Raw genomic sequence first — 22,753 nt, 5'->3', positions numbered from 1 at the left:
GTACGCATGTTCGGTTTTTGGTCTATGGTGGAGGTGAGGCGATAGGGAACTGATGTTCGAGAGCGGGAGGTGCGGATGCCTGGCTTCACTCATCTGCACACCGTCTCCGGGTTCTCCCTGCGCTACGGCGCCTCGCATCCGGAGCGCCTCGCCGAGCGCGCCTCCGAGCGGGGGATGGACGCCCTCGCCCTCACCGACCGCGACACCCTCGCGGGTACGGTCCGGTTCGCCAAGGCCTGTGCGAAGGCGGGGGTGCGCCCGTTGTTCGGGGCGGAGCTGGCCGTGGCGGAGGCCGAGCCCGTACGGCAGGAACGGCAGGAGCGGCGCCGTGCTCCCGTGCGCGGGGGCGCCTTCGTCGACGAGTCGGCTCCCCGGGTCACCTTCCTCGCCCGGGACGGCGCCCGCGGCTGGGCCGATCTGTGCCGCCTGGTCACGGTGGCGCACTCCGGCAAGGAGGAGCAGGGCACGCCGCTGGTGCCCCGGACCGAGAACCGGGGGGACGGGCTGACCGTGCTGCTGGGGCCCGCCTCCGACGTCGGCCGCGCCCTGGCCGCAGGCCGCCCCGACCGGGCCGCCCGGCTGCTCGTTCCCTGGCGGGAGACCTACGGCGACGCCCTGCGGCTCGAAGCCGTCTGGCACGGGCGCAAGGGCACAGGGCCGGGCTCCCTGCGGCTGGCCGCCCGTACGGTCGGATTCGCCGCCGAACAGCGGGTCCGGCCCGTGCTCAGCAACGCCGTACGGTACGCCGACGCCGGCCAGGGCCCGGTCGCCGACATCCTGGACTCCGCCCGCCGCCTCGTCCCCGTCGGCGCCGTCAAGGAACTGGACTCCGGCGAGGCCTGGCTCAAGGACGAGGGGGCCATGCTGGCGGCCGCCGAGCGGATCGTCGAGGCCGCGGGCTTCCGGCGCGACACCGCGCACCGGCTGCTGGAGCAGACACGGGCGACGGCCGCCGAGTGCCTGGTCGACCCCGAGGACGACCTCGGGATCGGCACCGTCCACTTCCCCGAGCCGCACCTCGTCGGCGCGGGCCGGCGCAGCGCCCAGCGGGCACTGGCCTCACGGGCGGCGGCCGGGATGGTGCTGAAGGGATACGCGGGCAGGCGCGCGTACTGGGAGCGGATGCACGAGGAACTGGACATCATCGCCCACCACGGCTTCGCCTCGTACTTCCTGACGGTCGCTCAGGTCGTGGACGACGTACGGGACATGGGGATCCGGGTGGCCGCCCGTGGCTCTGGTGCGGGCTCCCTGGTCAATCACCTTCTGGGGATCGCCCACGCCGATCCCGTCGAGCACGGGCTGCTGATGGAGCGGTTCCTGTCCACGCGGCGGCTCGTCCTGCCCGACATCGACATCGACGTGGAGTCCGCGCGCCGCATCGAGGTCTACCGGGCGATCATCGAGCGGTTCGGGACCGAGCGGGTGGCCACCGTCGCGATGCCCGAGACGTACCGGGTGCGGCACGCCGTCCGGGACGTGGGGGCGGCCCTGTCCATGGACCCCGCCGACATCGACCGCATCGCCAAGTCCTTCCCGCACATCCGGGCCCGGGACGCCCGCGCGGCGCTGGACGAGCTGCCCGAACTCAAGGAACTCGCGGGAGAGAAGGAGCGGTACGGCAGGCTGTGGGAGCTGGTCGAGGCTCTCGACGCGCTTCCCCGCGGGATCGCCATGCATCCGTGCGGGGTGCTGCTCTCCGACGCGTCCCTGCGCCGCCGTACGCCGGTCGTGGCGACCAGTGGCGAGGGGCTGCCCATGTCGCAGTTCGACAAGGAGGACGTCGAGGATCTCGGGCTGCTCAAGCTCGATGTGCTGGGCGTGCGGATGCAGTCGGCGATGGCGCACGCGGTCGCGGAGGTGGCACGGGCCACGGGGGAGCGGGTCGACCTGGACGCCGTACCGCCGGGCGACCCGGCGACGTATCGACTCATCCGGTCCGCCGAGACCTTGGGGTGCTTCCAGATCGAGTCGCCGGGTCAGCGGGACCTGGTCGGGCGGCTGCAGCCGGCCACCTTCCACGATCTCGTCGTCGACATCTCGCTCTTCCGGCCGGGGCCGGTCGCCGCCGACATGGTGCGCCCGTTCATCGAGGCACGGCACGGGCGGGCGCCCGTGAGGTATCCGCACCCGGATCTGGAGCCGCCGCTGAGGGAGACGTACGGGGTCGTCGTCTTCCACGAGCAGATCATCGACATCGTCGACATCATGACCGGGTGCGGGCGCGGCGAGGCCGACCGGGTGCGGCGCGGGCTGTCCGACCCGGAGTCGCAGGGGCGGATCCGGTTCTGGTTCGCCCAGCACGCGGCGGCGAACGGATACAGCGCGGAAACGATTCAGCGGACCTGGGAGATCGTCGAGGCCTTCGGGTCGTACGGCTTCTGCAAGGCGCACGCGGTCGCCTTCGCGGTGCCGACGTACCAGTCGGCCTGGCTGAAGGCGCACCACCCGGCGGCCTTCTACGCCGGGCTGCTCACGCACGACCCCGGCATGTATCCCAAGCGGCTGCTGCTGGCGGACGCGCGGCGGCGCGGGGTGTCGATCCTGCCCTTGGACGTGAACGAGTCGGGGGTCGCACATCAGATCGAACTGGTGTCTGAATCCCCTTCGGTGTGGGGGCTGCGGCTGGCCCTCTCCGACGTCCACGGCATCAGCGAGGCCGAGGCGGCGCGGATCGCCGAGGGCCGACCGTACTCCTCGCTGCTGGACTTCTGGGAGCGCGGGCGGCCGAGCCGTCCGGTGGCCCAACGGCTGGCCCAGGTAGGCGCGTTGGACGCGTTCGGTGCCAACCGGCGGGATCTGCAACTGCATCTGACCGAGCTGCACCGGGGCGCACGCGGTGGCCGTGGGGCCCAACTCCCCTTGTCCGGCGGGCGCAAGACGGCCCCGGCCGGGCTGCCCGACCTTTCCTCCGTGGAGAGGCTCAGCGCCGAGCTGGGAGTGCTGTCGATGGACGTCTCGCGCAATCTGATGGACGACCACCAGGAGTTCCTGACGGAGCTGGGCGTGGTCAGCGCACGACGGCTGCGGGAGGCGCGGCACGGCGAGGCCGTGCTGGTCGCGGGGGCCAAGGCGGCCACCCAGACACCGCCGATCCGGTCCGGGAAGCGGGTCATCTTCAGCACCCTGGACGACGGCACCGGCCTCGTCGACCTCGCCTTCTTCGACGACTCCCACGACGCCTGCGCGCACACCGTCTTCCACTCCTGGCTGCTGCTGGTGCGCGGGGTGGTGCAGCGGCGCGGACCACGCAGTCTCAGCGTGGTGGGCGCGGCCGCCTGGAACCTCGCCGAACTGGTCGAACTGCGGGACGGCGAAGGCCTGGACGCGGTGGCGGCACGGCTGGCCGAGCCGGTGCCGGAAAGGGCCGGTGACGCAGCCGGTGATCCGACCGGCGGCCGGCGAATCCAAATGCCGACGGGATACGAACTGCATCCGTGGGCCGATCTACGACCGGCGGGTCAAGAGGCATCACAGGTACGGAAGTTGTGGCACCAGAGTCCGGGGAGTGCGGGATGACCATCCTCTGTGTACGTTTCCAGCTGCCGCCGACGCGGGAGGCGGCCCTGCCCGAACTGCTCGGCCTCCTGGAGGAGTTCACACCGGTCGTCGAGGCGCTGCCACCGGACCGGGCACTGGCCGACCTGCGGGGCGCCGAACGGTACTTCAAGCGGGACGCGCTCGAACTGGCCTCGGTGATCCGGGTCCGCGCCCTCGCCCTGCACGGCGTCGACTGCGTGATCGGCGCCGGGCCCGGCCCGATGCTGGCCCGCATGGCGCTGAAGGACGCCCGCTCCGGGGTGACCTGTTCGGTTCCCGAGAACGCGGTGGCGGACTTCCTCGCCGACCGGCCCGTCGCCGTCCTCCCCGGCGTCGGCACCGCGACCGCCCGCGTCCTGTGCGAGTACGGCCTCGACACCCTGGGCCGGGTCGCCGCCGCACCCCTGTCCACGCTCCAGCGCCTGGTCGGCGCCAAGGCCGGCCGCGAACTGCACGAGAAGGCGAACGGCGTGGACCGCGGCCGGGTGGTCCCGAACGGCGTCTCCCGCTCCTTGGCCACCGAACGCCCCTTCACCCGCGACGAGTTGGACCCCGGCCGGCACCGTCGCGCGCTGCTCTCCGCCGCCGAGGAACTGGGCTCCCGGCTGCGCGCCCTCGACAAGGTCTGCCGCACCCTGACCCTCACCGTGCGCTACGCCGACCGCACCGCGACCACCCGCAGCCGCACCCTGGGCGAGCCCACCGCCCACTCGGCGGCCCTGACCAGGGCGGCCTACGGCATGTACGAGGCGCTCGGTCTCCAGCGCGCCCGGGTTCGCTCCGTCGCCCTGCGCGCCGAGGGCCTCGACTCCGCCGAGCAGGCCTTCCATCAGCTCGCCTTCGATCCCACCGACGACAAGCTCCGCCGGATCGAGGAGGCCGCGGACCGTGCCCGGGCCCGGTTCGGACCGCTGGCGGTGCTGCCGGGGGCGCTGGCGGCGTAGGGGTCAGTTGGCCCACGGGGGAGTGATGCGGGTGCCGTCGGCCAGTTCCGCCTCCAGGCCGATGGAGGTGGTGACCCAGGTGAGGGCGGTGTGATCGGTGGGGTTCTCTACGGCGAAGGTCACCCCGGGATTGACGATTACCGTGTCGCCCGCGGTGATCCGATGGCCGGAGCCGTCGAGGGTGACCAGGAGCTCGCCGATGAGCAGATGGAAGATCTCCTCGCGGTTGACGGTGTGAGCGGGTGCCTTCGTCCCCGCGGGGATCTCACCGCGCCAGGCGCAGAGCTCCTTGGCGCCGCTGAGGGGAGTGGCGTACGAGACGAAACGGGCGCCGTGGATCTCGTGGGTGACGGCTTCGGACGAGCGGACTACGGGCATGCGGGACCTCCGAGTCAGAAATGGTCAAGCAGCTTGACTATATGTCTCCATGGTCAAGCTGCTTGACCAATTCGTCAAGGGTGTTTCAATGCCTGGGTGCAGAACTCTGAAGCCCTCGCCCTGGCCGCCGCCCTGCTCGCCGCCGCCGGTGATCTGACCCAGCGCATCAACGACGGGGTGGTCGCCCGGGGGTTCGAGGCGCGGCCCGCCTGGGGTTTCGCGTTCACGAGGCTCGCGCCGGACGGGGCCACGGTCACCGAGCTCGCCGGGCATCTCGGGGTGACCAAGCAGGCGGCGAGCCAGCTGGTCGACGAGATCGTGCGCAAGGGGTACGCCGAGCGGCGCCCGCACCCCGGTGACGCCCGGGCCCGGCTCGTCGTGCTGACCGAGCGGGGGTGGGCCTGCACCCGAGCGGCGGAGGAGGCCGCGGCGGAGGCCGTGCAGGGGTGGACCGATGTACTCGGTGAGAGTGAAGTGCGCGCGTTGTGCGACCGATTGGGGCGAATCGCTCCCTATGGTCCCATCAGGCCCGCCTGGTGACGGTTCATCAGCAGGTACGTCCGACGCGGTTACCGCTGGAAGTTTTTACTCACGCGTAACTTCACAAGTGCACTACTCGTCCGTAACTTTCGAATTGAACAGCATCCTCGTGATCCGGGTCACAGGGCGTAAGGCCATCGCAACTCCCTTGAGCCGCAAGGAGATCACCCGATGCTGCCCTGGAAACGACTGCTCAGACCCCTCGCCGCCCTGCTCCTGACCGCCGCGGTCGCCGTCGTCCCCGCCGCCGGAGTCGCCCAGGCCGCCGATGCCCCGAGCAGCGGCTGGAACGACTACTCCTGCAAGCCCTCCGCCGCCCACCCCCGCCCCGTCGTCCTCGTCCACGGCACCTTCGCGAACTCCGTGGACAACTGGCTGGCCCTCGCCCCCTACCTGGAGAACCGCGACTACTGCGTCTTCTCCTTCGACTACGGCCAGCTGCCCGGCGTGCCCCTCTTCCACGGCCTCGGCCCCATCGACAAGTCCGCGGAGCAGTTGAAGACCTTCGTCGACAAGGTGCTCGCCGCCACCGGCGCCCCCGAGACCGACCTCGTCGGTCACTCCCAGGGCGGCCTGATGCCCCGCTACTACCTCAAGTTCCTCGGCGGAGCCGCCAAGGTGAACGCCCTCGTCGGCATCGCGCCCGACAACCACGGCACCACCCTGTCCGGCATCACCAACCTGCTGCCCTGGTTCCCGGGCATCCAGGACCTGCTCACCACCCACACGCCCGCCCTCGCCGACCAGGTCGTCGGCTCGCCCTTCCTCACCAAGCTCAACGAGGGCGGCGACACCGTCCCCGGCGTCAAGTACACCGTCCTCGCCACCAAGTACGACGAGGTCGTCACGCCGTACCGGAGCCAGTTCCTCAGCGGGGCGGACGTGCGCAACGTCCTGCTGCAGGACCTGTGTCCGCTCGACCTCTCCGAACACGCGGCCATCGGGCTGTTCGACCGGATCGCCTTCCACGAGGTGGCCAACGCCCTCGACCCGGCCCACGCCACCGCCACCACCTGCGCTTCGGCGCTGAGTTGAGCACGGCCGGGGCCTGTCCGGCCTGAGCCGCCGGTCAGGCCCCGGAGTTCATTCGGTCAGCGGCCCTGCCGTCCGCCGCCGGTCACCGCGCGCCGGCGCACCGAGCCGAACAGGATCGCGGCGCCGACCGCGAGCATGGCGGCGCCGCCCATCGCGAGATACGACGTGCTGCTGTCCCCACCCGTCTCGGCGAGGTGCTGCGAAGTGCCCGCCGCCTTCACGTCGTTGGCCGGAACGCTCGCCGCCTCGGCCACCGGCTCCGCCGACGTACCGGCGTCGTCGTCACCGTGCCCGTGATGTTCCACCGTCGACCGGTCGGTGCCGTCCTCGATCTGCTCCTCGGAGGGCGCGGAGGCGCTCGGCGCCGGGGCCGAACCGCCCGCCGTGCCACCGGAGCCACTGGAGCCACCGGAGCCGCCGCCGAACGTCACGTCCGAGCAGGAGTAGAACGCCTCCGGGCTGTCCGAACGCTGCCAGACGGCGTACAGCAGCTGCTTGCCGGAGCGCTCCGGGAGCGTGCCGGAGAACGTGTAGAAGCCGCCCGAGGCGACCGGGTCGGTGGCGGTCGCGACCGGGTGCGACAGGTCCAGGTCGTCCCAGGCCAGCGGCTGTGTCGGGTCGTAGCCCGGCTTGGTGAGGTACACCGTGAAGGTGCCCTTGTGCGGGGCTGTCACGCGGTACTTGAAGGTGTACGACCCGCTGCGCACGCTCGTCGCCGGCCAGTCGGCGCGGGCCAGGTCGAGCCCCTTGAACTCGTCGTTGTTCGCGCTGCACAGCCTGCCGTCCGGGATCAGCTCCTGGTGCCGGCCGTTCGCGTCACCGATGCGGATGCCGTTCCAGTCGTAGAGCGCCTGGGTGCCTCCCCCAGAGGGGGTACCCCCAGCCGCGACCGCGGCCCGGCACGCCTGCGACTTCGGGCTCTCGGGGCCCTCCGCGTAGCACTGCGCGACCCGGCTCACCGGGTCGGCCATCGAGCCGTGCGCGACCGCGGGCGCGGCGGCCAGGGCGGTCAGGGCGAGCGGGGTCAGGCCGGCGACGACGGTTGCGGCCTTGCGGCGTGCGGGCATGGGGGATCTCCTCGGAACCGGTACTGATGGGTGCCGGATCAAAGAAACCGTGAAATCCCCAGCTTGTGAGGGTCGGTGACGATCTTTATGACCCTCTTAAGGAAGCGCTGAGACGGAGATCAGGTAGGTAGCGTGCGCGCATGACGAACCAGGAGATCCGACCCGCGGGCGAGGCCGACGTGCCCGCCGTGAAAGCCGTGACCGACGCGGCGTACGAGCACTACATCGAGCGCATCGGACGGGTGCCGCAGCCCATGGAGCGGGACCACGCGGCGAACGTGGCCGCGGGGCAGGTGTTCGTGACGGGCGACCCGGTGGTCGGGCTCGTGGTGGTCGAGGAGCACGCGGACCATCTGTACCTCGACAACATCGCCGTCCGCCCCGACGCCCAGGGACAGGGCGTGGGCGGACGGCTGCTGCGGTTCGTCGAGGCACACGCGCGTGCGCTGCGGCTGCCCGAGGTCAGGCTCTGCACCAACGCGATGATGTGGGAGAACCAGGAGATCTATCCGAAGTTCGGTTATGAGGTCGTGGAACGGCGTGTGGACGGGCCCTATGACCGCGTCCACTACCGCAAGCGACTGGTCTGACACGGAGCATGCCTGCCGCCGTCAGCCGTCGGGCCACCAGGTCCGCGCGATGTCCTTGCGGACCTCGGGTCGTCCCGCGGGGCGCGCGTCGGCCTCCTCGCGGATCCGGCGGGCGTCAGTCCTCTTCAGGGGCTTCTGCACGGTGGTACGGCGCATGGCTGCCTCCTCGAGCGTCTACCGAGTTCCGCGTTCTCACGGAGGTAGACCCTTTGGGGGAGAGTTCCTCATCGGTCACCGGTCTGTCAGTGGCCGCTGTCACGATTCGACTGTCAGTGGCGGGTGTCACTCTTGGGTGCATGACGCAGAACAGTGACGGCAGGGGTGGGGCTTCGGACGTGGACTGGGACGCCGAGGCGGCGTCCTTCGACGAGGAGCCGGACCACGGGTTGCGGGACCCGGAGGTGCGCTCCGCCTGGGCCGAGCGGCTGCGGGGGTGGCTGCCGGAGAGAGCGTCCGACGTCCTCGACCTCGGGTGCGGGACCGGGAGCCTGTCGCTCCTCGCGGCCGAGCAGGGACACCGGGTGACCGGGGTGGATCGCTCTCCGGCCATGGTGGAGCTGGCCCGCGCGAAGCTCGCCGGGCGTGACGCGGTGTTCCTCGTCGGTGACGCCGCGGTGCCGCCGGTGGGGGAGCAGCGGTTCGACGTCGTCCTCGTACGGCATGTGCTGTGGGCCCTGCCGGATCCCGGGCGCGTGCTGCGGCGGTGGTGGGGGCTGTTGCGGCCGGGTGGGCGGCTGGTGCTGGTGGAGGGGGTGTGGGGGGCGTTCGGGATACCGGCGGACGTGGTGAGCGGCTTGGCGGAGCCGCTCGGGGGACGTGTGCTGGTCGAGCGGCTCTCGGGGGATTCCCTGTTGTGGGGGAAGGACGTGGACGACGAGCGGTACGCGGTGACGGTGAGGAGCGACTAGAGGGGTGGGAAGTTCCCCGCGCCCCCGGGTTGCGTCCGTTGCTCCAGTTCGATCAGCGCTGCCCATGCCGCCGACGCCGCCTCCGGGTCGCTCTCCCTCAGGCCGCTCTCCTCGAACTCGTCCTCGTCCAGGCGGAGCACCTCCGTGCCGTCCGCCGAGACCCACAGGTCGAGGTCCAGGTCCTCCACGACCAGTTCGGGGCCGTCGAGCGTCGCCGGGCGGGTGATGTCGCAGTACCAGCCCTTCAGGGTGCCGTCGGCCGTGCGGACCTCCTTGACGGCGTACCAGCGGTCGCGCCAGTAGTGCTCGGTGAACACGTCGCCGGGCTCGAAGCGGACGAAGCCGAAGTCGCGGACGCCCTCTCCGGCCCAGGGAGCGCGGACCGTGACGCGGGTGCCGTCGTCACCGAGGACCTCGGCCTCGTAACGGATCTTCGTGCGGCCCGCCTTGAGCAGGACGACGTCCACACGCAGGACGGGCTCAGGTGAGTTCGCGGACATGGCGTACCTCCGTGGCGCGGATCTCGTAGCCGAACCACTTGTTGATCGCGAGCATGGGTTCGTTGGTGGCGTCGTTGCCCGTGAGGGCCTCCGTGAATCCCGCGGCGCGGGCGCGGTGCAGGGAGGCGTTCTTGGCGAGCTTGGCCAGACCGCGGCCCCGGAAGGCGCGGGCGGTGCCCGTCATGGCGGTGGCGTAGCGGCCGGCGCCGTCGGTGTGGACGGCGCTGAAGGCGGCGGGGCGGCCGTCGACGAGGGCGATCGTGGTCAGGGCGCGGTCGAGGAGCGGGTGTTTCCAGTTCTCCTCGATCCAGGTCTCGTAGCCCGTGAAGGTGGCGTCCCCGTCGCTCGGTTCGTCCACGGTGGTCTCCGCGTCCAGCTCGTAGAAGGGGCGCGGGTCGTCCGCGAAGTCGGCGGCCGTGCGCAGTTCGACGCCCGGAGGAGGGGACTGGAGCGGGGGCAGCGTGGCCTTCGTTAGGTCCAGGCGGAGGAAGTGGGCGGGTCGCGTGGGCCGGTAGCCGTGCCGTTCGGCGAAAGCGCGGTTCTGCGGCTCGTCGAGGACCCAGGAGTACAGCTTGGTCGCACCGTGCGCCGCCAGGTGCTCCTCGGCGGTGCGGACGAGAAGGTCGCCGGCGCCGCGCCGGGTGCGGTCCGGGCGTACGTAGATGTTGAGGTAGCCGTGGCCGGGCTCCTGGCTGTCCTCGGCGAGGCCGATCTGGGCCGTGCCGATCACCTCGCCGTCCTCCTCGGCCACGAGGGAGCGGTAGTGGGCGTCCGGGTGGGTGTGGACGAGGCGGTGCAGCACACCGGCCGGGGTCCAGAGCATGAACGGAAGGGCCAGATGGCGGACGTGGGCGAAGCTCTCCACGTCGGCCGGGTCCCGGGGGCGCAGGTCGCGCACGATCACGGTCATGAAGGCGCACGTTACGTGGGGGCCCGTACACGTGCCTCTCATTTTCCGGTGGGTGCGGGACAATCGGCTCGTGACCTTGAAGATCCACATCGACGACAGTGCGCCGCCGTACGAGCAGGTGCGGGTGCAGATCTCCGAGCAGGCGCGGGCGGGGGTGCTCCCCGTGGGGTACCGGCTGCCGACCGTGCGGGGGCTCGCCGAGTCGCTCGGGCTCGCCGCGAACACCGTCGCCAAGGCGTACCGGGCGCTGGAGAGCGACGGGGTGATCGAGACGCGGGGCCGCAACGGCACGTTCGTGGCCGCCGCCGGCTCGGCCGCGGAACGGGAACTGGCGTCGGCCGCCCAGGCCTACGTCGAGCGGGCCCGGCGGCTGGGACTCACGGAGAAGGACGCCCTGGCGGCCGTACGGGACGCGCTGCGGGCGGCCTACGGGCAGGGCTGAGGCCCGCGGTCGGGCTCACGGGGCGGGCCGGGAAAGAGCGGTGAACGTCTTGGCGTTCCGTACGGCGGCCCCGTTCGGGTCGTTGTTGAAGTACGCGTACACGTCCTCGTCCCCGGCCCAGGTCTGCCCGATCCGCTCGGCCCAGGTCTCCAGCGACCGCCTGCCGTAGTGCGGCCAGGCCCGTGCGCGGCCCTCGTGGAAGCGGACGTACCCCCAGTCGGCGGTGCGCCACAGCGGGGTCACCGGGCGGGCGCGGACGTCGGCCCAGCACAGGGCCGCGCCGCGGTTCTCCAGCACCTCGCGGGTCTTCGGCGTCCACCAGGACTCGTGGCGCGGTTCCACCGCGACCCGGGCCGACGACGGGAAGCAGGCCAGGCAGGCGTCCAGCAGTTCCGGGTCGGCGCGCAGGGTCGGGGGCAGTTGCAGCAGCACCGGGCCCAGCCGGCCGCCCAGCCCCTCCGCGTGGCCCATCAGGCGGTGCACCGGCTCCTCGGGGTCCTTGAGCCGCTTGATGTGGGTCAGGTACCGGCTCGCCTTCACCGCCACCACGAAGTCCGCCGGCACCCGCTCCCGCCACGCCTCGAAGGTCTCCCGGCTCGGCAGCCGGTAGAAGGCGTTGTTGATCTCGACCGTCGGGAAGTGCGCCGCGTACTCCTCGAGCCACGACCGCACGGGAACGCCGACGGGGTAGAGGACGTCCCGCCAGTCCTTGTACTGCCACCCCGACGTGCCGACGAACAGGGCCATTCATCCATCAAAGCACTACAGGTAGAGCCCCGCGTCCGCCCCGGGCCGCGGCTCCGGCACCGCCGTCGGCGACGTCCCCCGGCGCAGTGCGTACAGCTCCGCAAGGGTGGCCCCCTCCCGGCCCACGCCCTCCTCGGCGCCGAGCCAGCCCACCGCCTCGCGGCGGGTCAGCGGGCCCACCTCGATCCGGGCCAGACAGCGGCCGGGGCGGACCACGGCGGGGTGCAGGCGCTCCAGGTCCTCGTTGGTGGTGACGCCGACCAGGACGTTGCGTCCCTGGCCCAGCAGACCGTCGGTGAGATTCAGCAGGCGTGACAGCGCCTGGCCCGCCGTGTGCTTCGCCTCGCCGCGGATCAGCTCGTCGCAGTCCTCCAGGAGCAGCAGCCGCCAGCGGCCCTTGCCCGTCGAGTCCTCCTCGCCGATCGCGATGTCCATCAGGTAGCCGACGTCGGAGAACAGCCGCTCGGGGTCCAGGACGCAGTCCACCTGGCACCAGTCCCGCCAGGAGCGGGCCAGGGTGCGCAGGGCGGAGGTCTTGCCCGTGCCGGGCGGGCCGTGGAGCAGCAGCAGACGGCCCGCGATGTCCTCCGGGGTCGTCTTCATCAGGCGGTCCATCGCGTCCGCGACCGGCGCCGTGTAGTTCTCCCGGACCTCGTCCCAGGTGCCCGCCGAGATCTGCCGGGTCGTGCGGTGCGGGCCGCGCCTGGGGGAGACGTACCAGAAGCCCATCGTCACGTTCTCCGGCTGGGGTTCCGGCTCGTCCGCCGCGCCGTCGGTGGCCTGGTCGAGGACCTTCTTGGCCAGCTCGGGGTCGGTCGCCGTGACGGTGACGTCGGCGCCGCGGTTCCAGCGGGAGATCAGCAGGGTCCAGCCGTCGCCCTCGGCGAGAGTGGCGCTGCGGTCGTCGTCGCGGGCGACCCGCAGCACCCGCGCGCCCGCCGGGAGGAGCGTGGCCCCGGTGCGGACCCGGTCGATGTTGGCCGCGTGGGAGTACGGCTGCTCGCCCGTCGCGAAGCGGCCGAGGAACAGCGCGTCGACGACGTCGGACGGCGAGTCGCTGTCGTCGACGTTGAGCCGGATCGGCAGCGCGTCGTGTGGGTTCGCAGACATGCGGCCCATGATCCGGCACGAGGCCCCCATACGCACCCGGTTTCCGGAGTGGACGGATCGTGTCGCCTCCGTCCGGTCTGTCCGCTAACTCCTGTTACAAGGCTGTGCATCTCCGGCATCTGCCCGCACAGGCGTGTTCGCGGATACCGTTGCCCCCGATGGGACGTCATGAGTGGTATTCGGGGGCACGGCGGTGGCGGCTCACCGCTCTGCTCGGGGTGGGAGCGGTGGCCCTTGCGCTGATCGTGACCCTCCTCAACACGCTTCCGGGCGGCGGTGCGGGCACCGACGGCACCTCGCGCAACGGCGACAAGGTCCACGGCACACCGACGAGCACACCGGACGCGGACACCCCGGACGTCGGCTGGGGCTTCACGCACACCCAGTTCAGCGCCGACGAGGGCAGCTCCGCGGCCACCGAGCGCGTGGAGGGAATGCTGGCCGACACCGGCGGGCTTCCGCAGAACCAGCACATCATGGGCTGGGGCGCCGACAACCCCGAGCCGGTCAAGGGGCGTTACGACTTCGAGGACCTGGACCGGCGCATCGACTTCATCCGCGCCTCCGGCTCCACGCCGATCGTGACCCTGTGCTGCGCGCCGGACTGGATGAAGGGCGGCGAGGCGGGCGTCGGCAACACCGACTGGAGCAAGGCGTCACTGGAGACCGCGCCGGAGCCCGCGCACTTCAAGGACTACGCGGCGCTCGCCGCGACCGTCGCCAAGCGCTACCCGGACGTACGCCACTTCATCGTCTGGAACGAGTTCAAGGGCTTCTGGAACGACGCGAAGGCCCGCTGGGACTACGAGGGCTACACCCAGCTCTACAACCTGGTCTACAAGGCGCTGAAGAAGGTCAACCCCAAGATCATGGTGGGTGGGCCGTATCTCGTGATGGACAGCGTCGACCCGCGCTCCGAGGACGCCTCCAGCACCTTCAAGGGCCCCTGGGGCGCGATGGACCAGCGGATCCTCGACGCGTTCGACTACTGGAACAGGAACAAGGCCGGCGCCGACTTCGTGGTCGTGGACGGCTCCAGCTACACCAACGACGACGAGCTGCTGCCGAACGAGTTCGCGGCCACCGACAAGTTCACCGCGGTGAGCCGGTGGGTGCGGCAGCAGACCGGGAACCTGCCGCTGTGGTGGGCCGAGTACTACGTCGAGCCCGCCGACAGCAGGGACGAACGCGAGGGCTGGTCCGAGGACCGCCGGGTCGCGGTGCAGGCCGCCGGAATGATCGCGCTGGCCAAGGGCGGCACCACGTCCGCCCTCTACTGGAACCCGGAGAACGAGAAGGGCACGGCCTGCGCGGGCTGCCTCTGGACGCCGACGGACAACGGGAGCGGGGGGCGGAAGCTGCCGATGTTCGACCTGCTGAGCCGGTTCAGCAAGGCATTCGCGCCGGGGAGCACGTACGAGAACGTCTCCGTCGCCGCCGACGACGTGCCCAACGTCCGGGTCCTGGCCACCGACAGGACCGTTCTGGTGGTGAACACCCTGAATCGGCAGATCAGCGCTGAGATCGACGGGAAGCGGTTCGAGATGGGGGCCTACGAGGTCAAGTGGCTCACCCGCTGAGCCACTTGACCTCCGAAGGGCATCACTTCATCGTCAGGAACCGCTGCACCAGGGCCGCCAGGAACACCGCGAGCAGCGGCAGCGAGAACCAGAAGCTGCTCTGCAGCCACCGCAACTGGCGCACACTCGGCCGCACCGCGACCCGTACCACCTCACGGGCCGAGAGCAGCAGGATCAGCGCCAGCGCGGCCAGCGCCCCCACCACCGACCAGGGCGTCCAGGTCACCTGCGGCCCGATCGGCCCCGGGTCGGCCTTGGGGACCTTCCCGGCGGGCTGGTCCCGCAGCGCGTACATGGTCACGTCGTCGTTGGTCAGGACCCGCTTGAGCTCCTTGCGGCTGTCGAGGTTGTCGAGCAGCCGCGGCTCCCACGTCCTCGAATAGCCCACGTCCAGTCGCAGATACGTGACCTGGCTGACGTTGACCATCAGATACGAGTTCGGGCCCGCGTCCTTCAGCGACTTCACCAGCCCGGACACCAGCACCGGGTCGGTCGGTGCCAGGGTCGGCACGTAGGACACCTTCTCCATGTCCTTCGCGCCCCACGGCATCGCCGGCGTCACGTTGTTCACCGTGTCGTTGGACAGCCACAGCACCCGGACCGTCGGATCGTCGTGGGCGTACACGTAGTCCATGGCGGCGACCTCGCCGGGCTGGATCCGCTCGAACGGCTCGTTGCCCCAACGGGCCACCAGGAAACCGCCGATGAGCAGCAGCCCCGCCATCAGTGCGGCCACCGGAGCGAGGCTCACCCGGTCCTTCTCCCGCTCCTTCGCGGTGACCCCGGTGCGCGGGAAGAGCGCCAGCGCGGCGAGCAGGCCGGCGCCCGGCAGGGCGAACATGAAGACGCGCAGCGCCATTTCGCCGCCGTACGACTGCATGCCGAAGCCGAGGAACGGCACGAAGGTGAGGACGAGCAGCGCGGCTTCCCGGTACTTGTGCTCGCGGCGTCGCCACCAGCCGTAGCAGGCGAGCGCCATGACCCCGCCGGCCAGCAGCACACGCACGTACAGGACCAGCTTGTGCGTCGAACTGCCGCCCTCGATACGGCCGGAGACCGACGAGGAGACGTTGCCGCCGACCCCGCCGACCCCGCCGAACAGGTCGTCGAAGTGTCCCGACCAGTACGGCTCGGCCATCCAGCCGATCCAGGCGGTCACCATGACGGCGAACAGGACCGGCAGACCGCGCAGTTCGCTGCGGCCGATCAGGACGAGCGCCGCGAGCACACCGAGCATCACGAACGGGGTGAGCTGGTGTGCGGGCACGCTCGCCGCGAACAGGCCGATCACCACCGATAGCAGCACGGCCCGTTGCCGGCGGTTCGTCGGTTCGACCTCCGCCTCGCCGGGCCGCCGCTTCGTCCAGATCACACGCGGGGCGCGGAACCAGACGAGCAGGACCGCCACGAACACCAGGTACAGCAGATAGGTGAAGCCCTGCGGGGAGAAGTAGTCCTGGCCGACCCAGCCGCTGAGCACGAAGATCCAGATGCCGGTCCACTTGGCCCGCCAACTCGCCCGCATGTGCCGTACCAGCAGGAACATCGGTACCAGGTAGGCGAGTTGGATCGCCGTCGGCCACCAGCGGATGACCTCGGTGAAGTCCGTGACCCCGCAGGCCTTGCCGACGAACGCGGCCACCGCGAAGAAGCCCGGCCAGCTCCAGCGGGCGTCCAGGTCGGGCACCGCGGAGCCGGTCCGGTCGATGTAGTCGATGAACCCGAGGTGCTGCCAGGCCGTCGCGAACCGCGGCTCGGTCTCGATCACCGCGGGCAGCGCGTGCAGCGAGACCACCGTCGCCACCAGGGTGAGCAGCAGCAGCGCCTTGTGCTCGCGGCCCAGCCAGAGCAGCGAGGCGAAGACCACGACCAGGAGGGCCGCGCCGACCAGCGTGGGCAGCGGCAGGATCGAGATCAGCCCGAGCCCGCCCATCCGGTCCAGGTCGGCCTCGCCCAGGCCCAGCGCCGGCACCCAGTACAGGAGCAGGGCGACGGCCAGCAGGCCGCCGAGGAACACCCCGAGCCAGGTGGGCTGCAGCCGCTCCCGCAAGGAGAGGGGCGGCGGCTCCGCGGGCCCGGACACCTCCTCCGGTACGGCGGGCTCATCCGGTACGGCGGACTCCTCCGGTACGCCGATCTCCTTGCCCGCGTCGAAGGCCACCTCGAACGGCGCGTCCACCTCGGGCTCCGACGGGCCCACGGAGGAGTCGGAGCCCGGTTCGCTCCCCCACTCTCGAATTCGCTCGAGCGGGGGGACCCCCATCTCCACCGGCAGCCCGACCTCCGGCAGCTTCTGGAGCGCCCACGTGGGGCGGTCGCGCGTCACGCCGGCCACCGGGGTGCCGGTGGGCGGGGTGCCGGGGCCCGGCCGCACGTCCGGACGGCGCTCCTGGTGGTCGAAGTCGACGTGGATGCCCAGCGCGAGGGTGTCCTGGTCGAGCGCCCAGCCGGGGCGCCGGGTGCGGCCGGCCGGTACCTCGCGGGCCCCGAGGTCGGCGAGGTCGCCGTCGGGAGCCGCACCCGCGGGGACCTCGGCGGCCGGTGCGTGCCGGATCGTCCGGTACAGCTTGGGCGCGGCGATCGCGACGATCACCGCGAGCGAGGAGATCTCGGCGACGCCCGCCCCGGTGAGCCCCATGCGGGGCAGGAGCAGCAGGGTCAGACCGAGTACCAGGGCGCACAACAGGCCCTGCAGCCAGGCGAGTCCGGAGGTGCGGCTCTGTGCGCGCAGCACCGCGAAGTAGGTCTCCATGACGACCCGGAGCACGGCGCCGACGGCGAACCAGCGCAGCAGCGGGGTGGCCGCGTCCGCGTAGCCCGACCCGAACACGCCGAGGATCCAGGGCGCCCCGAAGAACAGGATCCCGGCCACCGGCAGCATGATCCGCGCCATCCGCTTCAGCGCGGCACGGGTGTTGGCGGCCAGCCGCCCCGGGTCGTGGGAGCCCTCCACGGTCAGGGAGGCGCCCATGTTGATGGCGAGCAGGTTGCAGGTGCCGCCGATCGTCGTGGTGATGTAGAAGTACGCGTTGTCCTGGGCGCTGACCTGGGAGGCCACGATGACCGGGACCAGATACACCACGGCGAGCGAGAACAGCGAGCCGGTGTAGTCGCCCGCGAGGAAACGCCCGATCTCCCTGAAGGACGGCGGCTTCGCATGGTCCTCCGTGGCCTCCACATGGCGTGGCGCCAGCCGCCGGAACACCAGCCAGCCCAGCGGCAGCACGGAGACGGCGATCGCCGCGACCCACGACACGAAGACACCGGCCGTCGGGATCGCCACCGCGAAGGCGACCAGCAGTCCCAGCTTGACCGCGGAGAACACGGTGTTGCCCACCGGCACCCACAGCGCGCTGCGCAGCCCGGTCAGCACGCCGTCCTGGAGGGTGAGCACGTTCCAGGCGACGACGGCGGCGACGAAGCCGAGGCCGTTGACCGGTCCGTGCAGGAACCGGTACGACGGCCCCCACATGTCCAGGGTGAGCAGGAAGACGACCGCGGCGACCGCCACGATCACCGAACTGCCCGCGTACGTACGGGCGATGAGGCGGCCGGTGGCCCGGCCCGCGACCGGTATGAAGCGGGCCAGCGCCCCGGTCAGGGTCACCGCGGTCAGGCCCGCCAGCAGTTTCATCGCGGCGATCGCGGCGGAGCCCTGGCCGACCGCCGACTCGGAGTAGTAGCGGGCGGCGGCCAGCCAGAAGCCGAGGCCCAGCACCGCGGAGATACCGGTGTTGAGCATCAGGGCGTAGGCGTTGCGGAACAGCTGGTTGCCGCCGCCCGCGCGTCGGCCCAGTCCGGGCAGCCGAAGACGGCGCCCCGACTGCTCGGGCGCCTTGGCCGCGGTCGACTCGGGCTCGGTCGTGGTCGTCGTGTCAGACACGGGAACGGGAGACCTTCCGGCGGACCTGTCGTGCTCTTCGGACCAACGCGTACCCCTTGGTGAGGGCACGGTCCCTGGCGAAGCTCCGGGCGATCGCCCGGCCCTGGACGAGCCGCTCGAACTCCTCGGCCGTGGTGGAGCGGCGCACGGTCAGCCGCGTCAGCGCGTACGGCCCCTGCCGCCGACGCGCGAGGCCGTTGTTCACGGCGAGCGCCTGGCCGTACCCCGTCTCCCGCACCGCCTCGCGCACCCGCCGGCTGGAGTAGCCGTACGGGTAGGCGAGCGAGAGCGGGACAGTGCCGAGTTCGTCGGTGACGATCTCCTTGGAGTGGATCAGCTCGTGCCGCAGCGCGGTGTCGTCGAGCTGGTCGAGCTGCGGGTGCGTGTGGGTGTGGCCGCCGATCTCGACGTCCGCCGCGGCGAGTTCGCGGACCTGGTCCCAGTCCAGCATGGTGTCCAGGCCGCCGCCCGTGTCGTACGGCCCCTTGATCCAGCCGGTGGAGACGAACACCGTGGCCGTGAAGCCGTGCTTGGCGAGCACGGGCAGCGCGTGGCGGTGGACTCCCTCGTAGCCGTCGTCGAAGGTGATCAGGACGGGCCGCTCGGGCAGCGGGCGGCCGTCGCGCCAACGGGCCGCGAGATCAGCGGTCCTGATCGGCGTGAGCCCCGACTCCGCGATCAGCTCCATCTGCCGGGCGAAGGACTCGGGGGACACCGACAGCACGCGGGTGGCGTCGTTCGGGTCGGTCGCGACCGCGTGGTACATGAGGATCGGTACGGGCGCCTCAGCCATCTCTCTCCCCCTCGATGTCGACGACCCGGAACGTGGCTCCTCCTCGCCGCGCCCGGACGGTGCCCACGACGTACCCACCGGCGGCCGTCAGCACTCCGGCGACGATCGCGCCCGCCCGGCCCGCACCGCCCGGCCGGGCCAGGGCGGCGTCCCGCAGCCCGCGTACGACCCCGGCGGGCAGCACCCGGGTGGTGTACCGGCGCTCCGACTCAAGTCCCTTGTCGGCGCCCACACTTCGGGCCACGAGCGCCTTCGACAGGCCCTCCGCGTACGCGCGGGTGCGGAAGTACCCGAAGTGCTCGCGCGCCTCGGGCACCCGGTGGTGGATCACCGCCCGGTCGTCGATCAGCAGGATGGCGTCCGGTCTGGCCCGGCTCAGCCGGATGCACAGCTCCGTCTCCTCGCAGCCCAGCGGGCGCTTGTCGCCGTCCCGTCCGATCCCGGTGGCGAAGCCGCCTGCGGCGTCGAAGGCGCTGCGCCGGAAGGACGCGTTGCCGCCGAGGACGTTGCGCACCCGGACCAGGCCGGACGGGATGCCCCTGTAGGTGCAGCCCACCACCCAGTCGAACTCCTCGGGGAACCAGGCGGGACGGCGGCCGGACGCCCAGATGGGCACCGTACGGCCGCCGACCGCCATGACGTGCGGGTCGGCGTACCCCGAGGCGAAGTGCCGCAGCCAGTCCCGCTCGGCGACGGCGTCGTCGTCCAGGAAGGCGACCACCTCGCCGCGCGAGGCGGCGATCCCCGTGTTGCGGCCCGCGGACAGGCCACGGGGGCCCGCGTTGGCGAACACGCGGACCTCCCGCACCTCCTTGTACTCCTTGGTCAGCCGGTCCAGGAGCGCCGCGTTGTGGTCGACGACCAGCAGCGTCTCCAGGGCCGGGTACGACTGCGTCCGCACCGAGGCGACCGCCGCGAGGATGTCCTCCCAGCGGTCCTCGGTGTACACGCAGATCACGACGGAGATGTCGGGATCGCTCAAGACACCTCTCCCCGGCGCGAGTCGAGCAGCGGAGAGTGGTGGGCGCGGCGGCGCAGCGCACGCCGGTTGGACCGCTCCCCGAGGATCACCTTGAGCACCCGGAAACCGTCCCGGACCGCCCGCAGGTTGCTGGCGCCGTGGATGCGCAGGTACTCGTAGCTCGGTATCTCCTGCACCTTCAGACCCGCCTTGACGACCCGGATGTTCATCAGGGTCTCCACCTCGAAGCCCGTGCAGTCGAGGTCGATCTTGTCGAGGCAGTGCCGCCAGAAGGCGTTGTAGCCGTAGCAGAGATCCGTGTAGCGGGCGCCGAACTTGCGGTTGACGATGGTGCACAGCGCCCAGTTGCCGAGCTTGCGGATGAAGGTCATGTCGTCGGTGCCGCCGCCGTTGGCGAAGCGGGACCCCTTGGCGAAGTCCGCGCCCGAGACCAGGGCGGAGACGTAGGAGACGATTTCGTTGCCGTCGGCCGAGCCGTCAGCGTCGATCATGACGACGATGTCACCGGTGCAGGCCTCGAACCCGGTGATCAGGGCATCCCCCTTGCCCTTGCCGTGCTGCTTCACGACCTTGACCTCGGGCCACAGCTCACGGGCCACCGCGACGGTGTCGTCCGTGGAGTTGCCGTCCACCAGAACCACTTCGTGGATCCAGTCGGGCAGGGTCTTGAAGACGTACGGAAGGTTCTCCGCCTCGTTCATGGCGGGTATGACCACACTCACCGGTGGCGCAATGGCCAGATGAGTGGAGATCGGCCGGTACTGGCTGGCTGTCGGCACATCCTGGCCCGCAGCCGCCGGGCGCAGAACTGAACTCATGAGTCTGGTTCCCTCTCGTCCGGTGGACCGCCCGCCCCTGGGCGGTCCGGCTTGTTGCTCCGGTTCGAAAGGGGGGTTCTCACTCGCGGCATGCCGGAAGGAATCTCCGTACGTGCCGGGTGAGCTGGCAAAAGCTGGCCGACCGCCGTCGTGCTGTGCTTTTTCCGAGAAACGACAGCCGGTTGCGCGGCACGACTCGGTCACAAGTGCGGTCACCGAGCACGGCACCCCCCTACCGCGCCCCGCACCCACCGTCGCGGTCCTTGAGCCCTCCCCTAGAGCCGCTCGATGACGGGACGATGCGGGTGTGATGTATGACGGTATTGACGATTGGACCCGTATGGCAAGACCTGGAACGAGGCCTCACGTTTTTGTTGGTTTGACCGTTACAGTCACGCCGGAGCGGATCTTTCCCGCTTTCTTCAACAGCCTGTCGGCGGGTGCGAACAGCTCCGGTCGTGCCACTACGGCGTTGCGCAGTGCCCGCACCGGAACCCGGCGGACGCGGTGTCCGACCGCGACCGGGTGCCGGCGGGTCACCCACCCCTCCGACACGGTCAGTTCCCGTGTCTTCAGGGAGTCCTTGTACTCCTTCTGTCCCCGGCCCAGATCGAGGTACGCGACGCCGTCGGCGGCGGCCGCCTCGGCCATGCGCAGATGCAGGATCAGGCCCGGGGAGTACTTCGCGTACTGCGGGTCGTACGCCGGGAACCAGCACGCGAGGACGCGTTCGGTGCGCAGCCCGAAGTGGGCGGCGACCGGCTTCCCGCCGGCGTACAGCACCGAGAGGATCCCGGCGAACGGCTCGGAGCGGGTGTGGAACAGCTGCTCCACCAGCCGGGTGATCCACTCGTGCGCGAAGCGGTCGCTGCGACCGGTCCTGCGGTACTGGGCGGACTTCCAGCCCATCAGGGTGCGCAGGGCGGCCGGGTCGCGCTCGTCGTGGACGTAGCGCACCTCGCCCGCCGTGCGGGCCAGCCGGCGCTCCTTGGCGAGCGTGGTGCGGGTGAACTTCGGTGAGCGCTCCCGCAGTCCGGCCAGATAGGTCTCGTACCCCTGGTCGACGTCCATGACCGGGGAGGCGAACCGGGCTGAGGCCGCCTCCTCGAACGGCCCCTGACCCTCCACCAGATGATCGAACTCCCAGACGGCGAGCCCGCAGGCGCGCAGCAACTCCCGCGCGTCCCAGGTGAATCCGGGCCGGTGCACCAGTCCCTGGGCGTCCGAGATGCCGAGGCCGACGGCCCGGCCGACACCCACGGCGGTCCGCTGGAAGGGGAGGAACGCGGCGGGCTCGCCCTGCTCCCGTACGACGGCGATCCGCACACCCCGCCTGCACCGGCCCACCGCGAGCGCGAACTCGGGGGACAGGAAAGGGTTCGCGAGCCCCGGTGAACCCTGGAGATGCGCCTTGGACTGCAGGGCCGTCCACGCCACCCGGTCGGCCGCGCTCAGCTCGCCGGGGCGGTACACGCTGATGTCCACGTCAGAGGTCCCGGCCCTTCGCCGTGCGGCGTCGCCGCATCAGCACCAGCAGGAGAATGAGGGCGCTGATCACGGCCATCGCCACGACACCGCCGCGCGCCGACCAGCGGTGCGTGGCCAGCATGCCCTGGGCCACCAGCATGTTGAGGACGACCGACCCGGCCAGCGAGGTCAGCACCCGGGCGAACGGATCGAAGCCGCGCAGGGCGGCGGCGATACCGGCGGCGGGCGCCGCGAGCAGGAAGAAGAGCGTGAGCGGGGCGCGCAGCGGTGAGTCGGAACCGGTGAGCGCCAGCAGCGCGCCCAGTCCCCCCACGGCGGTCGCGGCGCCCGCGAGCAGCGGCGTCAGGTCTCTGCCGGGCGCGGTCGAAGATGTGCGTGTGGTGTGCATGAGCGACGTTTCCCCCCAGAAAGCGCCGGATGCCGGGCTTCAATGTCGCGCAGTGCCATAGGAGCCGTCAAGGCCGACTGGTACGGACTTGGACACGGATGTGGGCCCCC

Annotated in this window: 21 protein-coding genes; 8 read left to right on the top strand and 13 right to left on the bottom strand. The window is 71.2% G+C overall.

Going from position 1 to position 22,753, the window contains the following annotated elements; all coding sequences use genetic code 11:
- The first annotated feature begins 75 nt into the window (after positions 1–75).
- On the top strand, positions 76–3,519 hold the full coding sequence (locus IOD14_RS31485; RefSeq protein ID WP_212672137.1) for a DNA polymerase III subunit alpha: 3,444 nt from the start codon (positions 76–78) through the stop codon (positions 3,517–3,519).
- Positions 3,516–4,484 carry a hypothetical protein gene (locus IOD14_RS31480; RefSeq protein ID WP_212672136.1) on the top strand — a complete coding sequence of 323 codons (969 nt, stop codon included), beginning with the start codon at positions 3,516–3,518 and terminating at the stop codon, positions 4,482–4,484. The genes IOD14_RS31485 and IOD14_RS31480 overlap by 4 nt, the downstream gene beginning before the upstream one ends.
- 3 nt (positions 4,485–4,487) lie before the next feature.
- Here the strand turns inward: IOD14_RS31480 and IOD14_RS31475 are convergent, their stop codons facing one another.
- Positions 4,488–4,862: a cupin domain-containing protein gene (locus IOD14_RS31475; protein WP_123988194.1), complete on the bottom strand. Its 375-nt coding sequence runs from the start codon at positions 4,860–4,862 to the stop codon at positions 4,488–4,490.
- A 96-nt stretch (positions 4,863–4,958) separates the two neighbouring features.
- Here IOD14_RS31475 and IOD14_RS31470 point away from each other — a divergent pair, with 96 nt between their 5' ends.
- Complete coding sequence (locus tag IOD14_RS31470) at positions 4,959–5,402, top strand: MarR family winged helix-turn-helix transcriptional regulator (protein ID WP_212672135.1); 444 nt, start codon at positions 4,959–4,961, stop codon at positions 5,400–5,402.
- A 171-nt stretch (positions 5,403–5,573) separates the two neighbouring features.
- The gene (locus tag IOD14_RS31465; RefSeq protein ID WP_212672134.1) at positions 5,574–6,437 is read left to right on the top strand and encodes an alpha/beta fold hydrolase; all 864 of its coding nucleotides are present in this window, start codon (positions 5,574–5,576) and stop codon (positions 6,435–6,437) included.
- A 56-nt stretch (positions 6,438–6,493) separates the two neighbouring features.
- Here the strand turns inward: IOD14_RS31465 and IOD14_RS31460 are convergent, their stop codons facing one another.
- Positions 6,494–7,504 (bottom strand): lytic polysaccharide monooxygenase, encoded by a 1,011-nt coding sequence (locus IOD14_RS31460; protein WP_212672133.1) that lies wholly within the window; start codon positions 7,502–7,504, stop codon positions 6,494–6,496.
- A 140-nt stretch (positions 7,505–7,644) separates the two neighbouring features.
- On the opposite strand from IOD14_RS31460, the gene IOD14_RS31455 reads away from it, so the two are divergent.
- Positions 7,645–8,094: a GNAT family N-acetyltransferase gene (locus IOD14_RS31455; protein WP_123988190.1), complete on the top strand. Its 450-nt coding sequence runs from the start codon at positions 7,645–7,647 to the stop codon at positions 8,092–8,094.
- A 21-nt stretch (positions 8,095–8,115) separates the two neighbouring features.
- Here IOD14_RS31455 and IOD14_RS44795 read toward each other — a convergent pair whose 3' ends face one another.
- Complete coding sequence (locus IOD14_RS44795) at positions 8,116–8,250, bottom strand: hypothetical protein (RefSeq protein WP_123988189.1); 135 nt, start codon at positions 8,248–8,250, stop codon at positions 8,116–8,118.
- 140 nt (positions 8,251–8,390) lie between these two features.
- Here IOD14_RS44795 and IOD14_RS31450 point away from each other — a divergent pair, with 140 nt between their 5' ends.
- Positions 8,391–9,002: a class I SAM-dependent methyltransferase gene (locus IOD14_RS31450; protein WP_212672132.1), complete on the top strand. Its 612-nt coding sequence runs from the start codon at positions 8,391–8,393 to the stop codon at positions 9,000–9,002.
- Here IOD14_RS31450 and IOD14_RS31445 read toward each other — a convergent pair.
- Both IOD14_RS31445 and IOD14_RS31440 read right to left on the bottom strand, forming a co-directional pair.
- A complete protein-coding gene (locus IOD14_RS31445) occupies positions 8,999–9,502 on the bottom strand; it encodes a DUF402 domain-containing protein (RefSeq protein WP_123988187.1) in 504 nt (167 codons plus the stop codon). The two genes, IOD14_RS31450 and IOD14_RS31445, sit on opposite strands and share 4 nt — an antisense overlap.
- Positions 9,483–10,412: a GNAT family N-acetyltransferase gene (locus IOD14_RS31440; RefSeq protein ID WP_212672131.1), complete on the bottom strand. Its 930-nt coding sequence runs from the start codon at positions 10,410–10,412 to the stop codon at positions 9,483–9,485. Before IOD14_RS31440 ends, IOD14_RS31445 begins: the two co-directional genes overlap by 20 nt.
- Positions 10,413–10,482: 70 nt before the next feature.
- Here IOD14_RS31440 and IOD14_RS31435 point away from each other — a divergent pair, with 70 nt between their 5' ends.
- The gene (locus tag IOD14_RS31435) at positions 10,483–10,854 is read left to right on the top strand and encodes a GntR family transcriptional regulator (RefSeq protein WP_212672130.1); all 372 of its coding nucleotides are present in this window, start codon (positions 10,483–10,485) and stop codon (positions 10,852–10,854) included.
- Positions 10,855–10,869: 15 nt separating this feature from the next.
- Here IOD14_RS31435 and IOD14_RS31430 read toward each other — a convergent pair whose 3' ends face one another.
- Positions 10,870–11,601 (bottom strand): DUF72 domain-containing protein, encoded by a 732-nt coding sequence (locus IOD14_RS31430; protein WP_212672129.1) that lies wholly within the window; start codon positions 11,599–11,601, stop codon positions 10,870–10,872.
- Between the two features lie 15 nt (positions 11,602–11,616).
- On the bottom strand, positions 11,617–12,711 hold the full coding sequence (locus IOD14_RS31425; RefSeq protein ID WP_212672128.1) for a DUF5925 domain-containing protein: 1,095 nt from the start codon (positions 12,709–12,711) through the stop codon (positions 11,617–11,619).
- 158 nt (positions 12,712–12,869) lie between these two features.
- On the opposite strand from IOD14_RS31425, the gene IOD14_RS31420 reads away from it, so the two are divergent.
- On the top strand, positions 12,870–14,291 hold the full coding sequence (locus IOD14_RS31420; protein ID WP_123988182.1) for a xylan 1,4-beta-xylosidase: 1,422 nt from the start codon (positions 12,870–12,872) through the stop codon (positions 14,289–14,291).
- 22 nt (positions 14,292–14,313) lie between these two features.
- Here IOD14_RS31420 and IOD14_RS31415 read toward each other — a convergent pair whose 3' ends face one another.
- From IOD14_RS31415 to IOD14_RS31390, 6 genes are all read right to left on the bottom strand, one after another.
- Positions 14,314–18,174, bottom strand: coding sequence for a polysaccharide biosynthesis C-terminal domain-containing protein (locus IOD14_RS31415; RefSeq protein ID WP_212672127.1), 3,861 nt, complete (start codon positions 18,172–18,174; stop codon positions 14,314–14,316).
- Positions 18,167–18,967 (bottom strand): polysaccharide deacetylase family protein, encoded by an 801-nt coding sequence (locus IOD14_RS31410; RefSeq protein ID WP_123988180.1) that lies wholly within the window; start codon positions 18,965–18,967, stop codon positions 18,167–18,169. The genes IOD14_RS31415 and IOD14_RS31410 overlap by 8 nt, the downstream gene beginning before the upstream one ends.
- Positions 18,960–19,949 (bottom strand): glycosyltransferase family 2 protein, encoded by a 990-nt coding sequence (locus IOD14_RS31405; RefSeq protein WP_123988179.1) that lies wholly within the window; start codon positions 19,947–19,949, stop codon positions 18,960–18,962. Before IOD14_RS31405 ends, IOD14_RS31410 begins: the two co-directional genes overlap by 8 nt.
- Entirely contained in the window at positions 19,946–20,767 is an 822-nt protein-coding gene (locus IOD14_RS31400) for a glycosyltransferase family 2 protein (RefSeq protein WP_123988178.1), read from the bottom strand. The genes IOD14_RS31405 and IOD14_RS31400 overlap by 4 nt, the downstream gene beginning before the upstream one ends.
- A 363-nt stretch (positions 20,768–21,130) precedes the next feature.
- Entirely contained in the window at positions 21,131–22,252 is a 1,122-nt protein-coding gene (locus tag IOD14_RS31395; protein WP_212672126.1) for a GNAT family N-acetyltransferase, read from the bottom strand.
- Position 22,253: 1 nt separating this feature from the next.
- On the bottom strand, positions 22,254–22,643 hold the full coding sequence (locus IOD14_RS31390; protein WP_249126111.1) for a hypothetical protein: 390 nt from the start codon (positions 22,641–22,643) through the stop codon (positions 22,254–22,256).
- Positions 22,644–22,753: the final 110 nt, after the last annotated feature.

The organism is Streptomyces sp. A2-16, assembly GCF_018128905.1.
GTDB lineage: Bacteria > Actinomycetota > Actinomycetes > Streptomycetales > Streptomycetaceae > Streptomyces.
The sequence above is the reverse complement of the archived record's forward strand: the minus strand, read 5'-3'. Positions and strand labels throughout refer to the sequence as shown.

Coding starts and splice junctions, on each gene's coding strand:
- IOD14_RS31485 (WP_212672137.1), top strand. CDS start 76: ATGCCTGGCTTCACTCATCTGCACACCGTCTCCGGGTTCTCCCTGCGC.
- IOD14_RS31480 (WP_212672136.1), top strand. CDS start 3,516: ATGACCATCCTCTGTGTACGTTTCCAGCTGCCGCCGACGCGGGAGGCG.
- IOD14_RS31475 (WP_123988194.1), bottom strand. CDS start 4,862: ATGCCCGTAGTCCGCTCGTCCGAAGCCGTCACCCACGAGATCCACGGC.
- IOD14_RS31465 (WP_212672134.1), top strand. CDS start 5,574: ATGCTGCCCTGGAAACGACTGCTCAGACCCCTCGCCGCCCTGCTCCTG.
- IOD14_RS31460 (WP_212672133.1), bottom strand. CDS start 7,504: ATGCCCGCACGCCGCAAGGCCGCAACCGTCGTCGCCGGCCTGACCCCG.
- IOD14_RS31455 (WP_123988190.1), top strand. CDS start 7,645: ATGACGAACCAGGAGATCCGACCCGCGGGCGAGGCCGACGTGCCCGCC.
- IOD14_RS44795 (WP_123988189.1), bottom strand. CDS start 8,250: ATGCGCCGTACCACCGTGCAGAAGCCCCTGAAGAGGACTGACGCCCGC.
- IOD14_RS31450 (WP_212672132.1), top strand. CDS start 8,391: ATGACGCAGAACAGTGACGGCAGGGGTGGGGCTTCGGACGTGGACTGG.
- IOD14_RS31445 (WP_123988187.1), bottom strand. CDS start 9,502: ATGTCCGCGAACTCACCTGAGCCCGTCCTGCGTGTGGACGTCGTCCTG.
- IOD14_RS31440 (WP_212672131.1), bottom strand. CDS start 10,412: ATGACCGTGATCGTGCGCGACCTGCGCCCCCGGGACCCGGCCGACGTG.
- IOD14_RS31430 (WP_212672129.1), bottom strand. CDS start 11,601: ATGGCCCTGTTCGTCGGCACGTCGGGGTGGCAGTACAAGGACTGGCGG.
- IOD14_RS31425 (WP_212672128.1), bottom strand. CDS start 12,711: ATGTCTGCGAACCCACACGACGCGCTGCCGATCCGGCTCAACGTCGAC.
- IOD14_RS31420 (WP_123988182.1), top strand. CDS start 12,870: ATGGGACGTCATGAGTGGTATTCGGGGGCACGGCGGTGGCGGCTCACC.
- IOD14_RS31410 (WP_123988180.1), bottom strand. CDS start 18,967: ATGGCTGAGGCGCCCGTACCGATCCTCATGTACCACGCGGTCGCGACC.
- IOD14_RS31400 (WP_123988178.1), bottom strand. CDS start 20,767: ATGAGTTCAGTTCTGCGCCCGGCGGCTGCGGGCCAGGATGTGCCGACA.
- IOD14_RS31390 (WP_249126111.1), bottom strand. CDS start 22,643: ATGCACACCACACGCACATCTTCGACCGCGCCCGGCAGAGACCTGACG.